Source organism: Salipiger sp., assembly GCF_059781815.1.
Map to the genome: position 1 here is coordinate 1 of NZ_JBYNAH010000278.1, position 6,074 is coordinate 6,074.

5 protein-coding genes and 1 pseudogene are annotated in these 6,074 nt (G+C 64.7%); 5 read left to right on the forward strand and 1 reads right to left on the reverse strand.

Features of this window, described 5'->3' with window-relative positions; all coding sequences use genetic code 11:
* Together AC6RA4_RS22620 and AC6RA4_RS22625 are read left to right on the forward strand one after the other, a co-directional pair.
* Nucleotides 1–1,576, forward strand: a pseudogene (locus AC6RA4_RS22620) (DNA-directed RNA polymerase subunit beta'); the annotation flags it as partial.
* A 148-nt stretch (nt 1,577–1,724) separates the two neighbouring features.
* On the forward strand, nt 1,725–2,630 hold the full coding sequence (locus AC6RA4_RS22625) for a DMT family transporter (RefSeq protein WP_500164151.1): 906 nt from the start codon (nt 1,725–1,727) through the stop codon (nt 2,628–2,630).
* Here AC6RA4_RS22625 and AC6RA4_RS22630 read toward each other — a convergent pair.
* Nucleotides 2,606–3,406, reverse strand: a complete 801-nt coding sequence (locus AC6RA4_RS22630; RefSeq protein ID WP_500164153.1) for a glycosyltransferase — start codon at nt 3,404–3,406, stop codon at nt 2,606–2,608. The genes AC6RA4_RS22625 and AC6RA4_RS22630 overlap by 25 nt on opposite strands.
* A 369-nt stretch (nt 3,407–3,775) precedes the next feature.
* On the opposite strand from AC6RA4_RS22630, the gene rpsL reads away from it, so the two are divergent.
* The 3 genes from rpsL to fusA form a co-directional block, all read left to right on the forward strand.
* On the forward strand, nt 3,776–4,147 hold the full coding sequence (gene rpsL, locus AC6RA4_RS22635; protein ID WP_007118826.1) for a 30S ribosomal protein S12: 372 nt from the start codon (nt 3,776–3,778) through the stop codon (nt 4,145–4,147).
* 12 nt (nt 4,148–4,159) lie between these two features.
* The gene (rpsG, locus tag AC6RA4_RS22640; protein ID WP_222601858.1) at nt 4,160–4,630 is read left to right on the forward strand and encodes a 30S ribosomal protein S7; all 471 of its coding nucleotides are present in this window, start codon (nt 4,160–4,162) and stop codon (nt 4,628–4,630) included.
* A 21-nt stretch (nt 4,631–4,651) separates the two neighbouring features.
* A partial coding sequence (gene fusA / locus AC6RA4_RS22645; RefSeq protein WP_500164155.1) for an elongation factor G occupies nt 4,652–6,074 on the forward strand: 1,423 nt, incomplete at its 3' end.

Consider the following 6,074-nt stretch of genomic DNA (forward strand, 5'->3'; position numbering starts at 1 on the left):
GTGCTACGGCCGCGACCTTGCACGCGGCACGATGGTGAACACCGGCGAAGCTGTCGGCATCATCGCGGCACAGTCGATCGGTGAACCGGGCACGCAGCTGACGATGCGGACCTTCCACATCGGCGGCGTTGCGCAGGGTGGCCAGCAGTCCTTCCTCGAGGCGAGCCAGGAAGGCGTGATCGTCTTCGAGAACGCCTCGACGCTCGAGAACACCTCCGGCGAGACGCTGGTGATGGGCCGCAACATGAAGCTCATCATCCAGGGCGAGGACGGGGTCGAGCGCGCCAGCCACAAGCTGGGCTACGGCACCAAGCTCTTCGTCAAGGAAGGCGAGACCGTGTCGCGCGGTACCAAGCTGTTCGAGTGGGACCCGTACACCCTGCCGATCATCGCCGAAGCCGACGGTGTGGCCCGTCACGTCGACCTCGTGAACGGCCTTGCCGTGCGCGACGAGACCGACGACGCCACCGGCATGACCCAGAAGATCGTGATCGACTGGCGTGCCGCTCCGAAGGGCAACGAGCTCAAGCCCGAGATCATCCTGATGGATGGCGACGGCGAGCCCGTCCGCAACGCGGCCGGCAACCCGATCACCTACCCGATGTCGGTGGACGCGATCCTGTCCTGCGAAGACGGGCAGGAGGTCAAGGCCGGTGACGTCGTGGCGCGTATCCCGCGCGAAGGTGCGAAGACGAAGGACATCACCGGTGGTCTGCCGCGTGTGGCCGAACTCTTCGAGGCACGCCGTCCGAAGGACCACGCGATCATCGCCGAGATCGACGGCTACGTGCGCTTTGGCAAGGACTACAAGAACAAGCGCCGTATCGCGATCGAGCCCGTCGACGACACGCTCGAGACCAAGGAATACATGATCCCCAAAGGGAAGCACATTCCTGTGGTCGAGGGCGACTATGTCCAGAAGGGCGACTACATCATGGACGGCAACCCGGCGCCGCACGACATCCTCGCCATCATGGGGATCGAGGCGCTGGCCAACTACATGATCGACGAGGTGCAGGACGTGTATCGACTGCAGGGCGTGAAGATCAACGACAAGCACGTCGAGGTCATCGTCCGGCAGATGCTGCAGAAGTGGGAGATCACCGACAGCGGCGACACCACCCTTCTCAAGGGCGAGCACGTGGACAAGGCCGAGTTCGACGCGGCCAACGCCAAGATCGAGAAGAAGGGCGGCCGTCCGGCACAGGGCGAACCGATCCTTCTCGGCATCACCAAGGCGTCGCTCCAGACCCGCTCCTTCATCTCGGCGGCCTCCTTCCAGGAGACCACCCGGGTCCTCACCGAAGCCTCGGTGCAGGGCAAGAAGGACAAGCTCGTGGGCCTCAAGGAGAACGTCATCGTGGGCCGCCTGATCCCGGCGGGCACCGGTGGCGCGACCCAGCGGGTGCGCAAGATCGCGACCGACCGCGACGGCAAGGTGATCGAGGTCAAGAAGGCCGAGGCGGAAGCCGCGGCAGCTCTGGCCGCGCCGGAAGCCGACTTCTCGGGCAACGACGTGATCGGTGGCGACGAGTTCGACAACCTGGTCGTGGATACGCCGGAGAGCCGCGAGTAAGACTCGCCTCTTCCTGAACAGGGAAAGCCCCCGCCATGCGCGGGGGCTTTTTCGTATTCGCAGGGCGCAGTCAGGGCCTTGCGAAAATCATACGTGGTCGAACGGATTGCCCTTGGCGGATCGCCGCGACGGGTCTACCGATCAACGCATGGCACAGCTTTCCGACAACACCCGTGGCGCACTTTTGATGATGGCCTCGATGGCGGCTTTCACGCTGGGCGATACCTGCGTGAAGGCGATCGGCGAGGCGATCTCGCTGTCGCAGCTGCTGGTGATCCGCGGCTTCTTCGCGAGCATCTTCATCGCGCTGTTGGCGTGGCGCCTGAACGCGCTGCGCTTCGACCTGCCGCGCCGCGACTGGGCGCTGGTGCTGACCCGCGCCGTGGCCGAGGTCGGCTCGACCTATTTCTTCCTCACCGCGCTGCGCCACATGCCGCTGGCCAACGTCACCGCGCTTCTGCAGATGCTGCCGCTGACGCTGACCCTGGGCTCGGCGGTGTTCTTCGGCGAGAAGGTAGGCTGGCGGCGCTGGCTCGCCATCGCGGCGGGCTTTGCGGGCATGTTGCTGATCGTGCGGCCGGGGACCGAGGGCTTCAACCTCTACTCGATCTTCGCGCTGGTGGCGGTCGCCTTCGTGACGCTGAGGGATCTCGTCACCCGGCGGATGTCGGCGGCGGTGCCGTCGCTGACCGTCACGCTGGTCTCGTCGGTGGCGGTGTTCCTCTTCGCGCTGACCATGTCGCTGGGGCAGGACTGGGCGCCGATCACGCCGCGGCTCGGCCTGCTGCTGACCGGGGCGACGCTCTTCATCATCGCCGGTTACAGCCTGTCGGTGATCGTCATGCGGGTGGGCGAGATGAGCTTCGTCGCGCCGTTCCGCTACACCGGGCTGCTGATCGCGCTGGTGGTCGGGCTGCTGGTGTTTGGCGACTGGCCGGTGCCACTCACGCTGATCGGCGCGGCGATCATCGTGGCCACCGGCAGCTTCAACCTCTGGCGCGAGGGCCAGCTGCGCCGCCGCGCCATGGCTCAGGCAAAGATCCGGCGCACCTGATCGGCGTCGATGGCAAAGCGCTCGCGGAAGAGCGCTTCGCCTGCCGCGTCGAGCCGGGGCAGGGCGACCGGCTTCACGTGCTTCTTCTGCCGCGAGTCGTTGTGATCGTTGTGGCCGCGCACATACATCGGCCGTTCGGTGAAGGTCACCGTGGGCATGAAACGCATGATCTTGTTGTGCCCGAAATTCATCGTGCTCTGCTTGACGCCCGGCGCCACCGCCATCGCCTCGGCCACGCCCCAGTAGGGGGTCACCGTTTCCTCGGCGCAGATCCCCTGCTTGTCGGGCCGGGCGACATAGCCGCGGTTCCAGTCGAACCCCACCAGCCGGTGCTTGGCCCGCAGCGACGAGACATCGAGCGCCGCCTCGCGCAGGGTGGCGACGAAATCCACCGCCACCGCGTCGTCGTCATCGTGGCGGAACTGCAGGCAGGGCAGGGCCATGTCGCGGGCGGCGTTGATCACTTCCTGACAGACCGCCCGATGCGGCCCCGGCGGGCGCGCCACGATGCGCGCCTGCGGGAAATCCGCGAGCAGCGCCTCGAGCCGCGCGCGCGCCTCGGAGGGCAGGGAGGTGCCCACCAGCACGAGGAAGGTGAAGTCGGGATCGCTCTGCGCCTTCAGCCCCGGTAGGCAGATCGCCTCGAAGTGGCGGAAGCGCTCCTCGAGCCGGGCCGGGGCGAAGAGATAGGCCTCGCGGGTGGCGGTATCGTCGTGCTCGACCTGGAAGCCGCCCTCGGCCGGATAGGAAAACCGGCACAGCCCGATCACTTGCATCGCCCTCGCTCCTCTGAAACAAGCCCCGGACCTGCATGGCATCGCCGCTTTGTCCTGACAAGGTGCGGCTCATGTTGACAAGGTCCGCGACTCCCCCTATACGCGCCTCAATTCGCCGGAGGCCCCAGTGCGTCCGGTGCGTTCTACAGTACTGAAGCGGTCACGATCCGGGCCTCGGCCCCGATCCTCTGGACACCCACCGCGTCGTTCCCTTACGGGAGCGGATGCGGTGCTTTGCGTCGTCTCTGACTGTCAGGTCAGGGGTGATGCGTCGCCGGTGACCTGCGGACGCGCAGGGCGCCTTGAATGATGAACCGCACGGGACGCCCCGTGCAGCACATATGTGAGAAACACGGGGAAGATACCCAAATGCCCACGATCCAGCAGCTGATCCGCAAGCCGCGGCAGCCCAAAGTCAAACGTTCCAAGTCGATGCACCTGCAGGAATGCCCGCAAAAGCGTGGCGTCTGCACCCGCGTCTACACCACCACCCCCAAGAAGCCGAACTCCGCTATGCGGAAAGTGGCCAAGGTGCGCCTGACCAACGGCTTCGAGGTGATCAGCTATATCCCGGGCGAGAGCCACAACCTGCAAGAGCACTCGGTTGTGCTCATCCGTGGCGGCCGTGTGAAAGACCTTCCCGGTGTGCGTTACCACATCCTGCGCGGTGTGCTGGATACCCAGGGTGTCAAGGACCGGAAGCAGCGTCGCTCGAAGTACGGCGCGAAGCGTCCCAAGTAAGAGGATACGGAAATGTCTCGTCGTCACGCTGCAGAGAAGCGCGAAGTCCTGCCCGACGCCAAGTATGGCGATGTCGTGCTGACCAAGTTCATGAACAACCTGATGATCGACGGTAAGAAGTCGGTCGCAGAGAAAATCGTCTACAACGCGCTCGACCGCGTCGAAGGCAAGGTGAAGCGCGCGCCGGTGGAAGTGTTCCACGAGGCGCTCGACAACATCAAGCCGTCGGTCGAGGTTCGTTCGCGCCGCGTCGGTGGTGCCACCTACCAGGTGCCCGTCGAAGTGCGCCCCGAGCGCCGCGAAGCGCTCGCCATCCGCTGGCTGATCAACGCCTCGCGTTCGCGCAACGAGAACACCATGGAAGAGCGCCTCGCCGGTGAGCTTCTGGACGCTGTGCAATCTCGCGGTTCGGCCGTGAAGAAGCGCGAAGACACTCACAAGATGGCCGACGCGAACAAGGCGTTCAGCCACTACCGCTGGTAAATCCAGGAAAGGCAGTCCATCATGGCACGCGATTATCCGCTGGAGCGTTACCGTAACTTCGGGATCATGGCCCACATCGATGCGGGCAAGACCACGACGACGGAACGCATTCTCTACTACACCGGCCGTTCCTACAAGATCGGTGAGGTCCACGACGGCGCAGCCACGATGGACTGGATGGAGCAGGAGCAGGAACGCGGGATCACCATCACTTCCGCCGCCACCACCACCTTCTGGCAGTGGCAGGAAGATCCGACCGCCGAGGGCACGTCGGATACCAAGTTCCGCTACAACATCATCGACACCCCCGGTCACGTCGACTTCACCATCGAGGTGGAGCGTTCGCTGGCGGTTCTCGACGGTGCCATCTGCCTTCTGGACGGTAACGCCGGCGTCGAGCCGCAGACCGAGACCGTCTGGCGCCAGGCCGACCGCTACAAGGTTCCGCGCATCGTGTTCGTCAACAAGATGGACAAGATCGGTGCCGACTTCTTCAACTGCGTGAAGATGATCAAGGACCGCACCGGCGCGACCCCCGTTCCGGTCAACTTCCCGATCGGCGCCGAGGACAAGCTGGAAGGCATCGTCGACCTCGTCACCATGGAAGAGTGGGTTTGGCAGGGTGAAGACCTGGGCGCCTCCTGGGTGCGCCAGCCGATCCGCGACGAGCTCAAGGACCTGGCCGACGAGTGGCGCTCGCACATGATCGAGAACGCCGTCGAGCAGGACGACGACGCGATGGAAGCCTATCTCGAGGGCGAAGAGCCGTCGATCGAGAAGCTCCGCGAGCTGATCCGCAAGGGCACCCTGTCGCTGTCCTTCGTGCCGGTTCTCGGTGGCTCGGCGTTCAAGAACAAGGGTGTCCAGCCCCTGCTCAACGCCGTGGTCGACTTCCTGCCCGGTCCGCTCGACGTGCCGCCCTACATGGGCTTCTCGCCGGACGACGAAGAGGAAGTGCGCAACATCGCCCGCCACGCGGACGACAGCGAGCCGTTCTCGGGCCTCGCGTTCAAGATCATGAACGACCCGTTCGTGGGCTCCCTGACCTTCACCCGGATCTACTCCGGCGTGATGAACAAGGGCGACTCGATCCTGAACTCGACCAAGGGCAAGAAAGAGCGCATCGGTCGTATGATGATGATGCACTCGAACAACCGCGAAGAGATCGAAGAGGCCTTCGCAGGCGACATCATCGCGCTGGCCGGTCTGAAAGAGACCACCACCGGTGACACGCTCTGCGCCCAGTCCTCGCCGGTCGTGCTCGAAACCATGACCTTCCCCGATCCGGTCATCGAGATCGCGGTCGAGCCGAAGACCAAGAACGACCAGGAGAAGATGTCCCAGGGTCTGGCCCGTCTGGCTGCCGAAGACCCGTCCTTCCGCGTCGAGACCGACCTCGAGTCCGGTCAGACCATCATGAAGGGCATGGGCGAACTTCACCTCG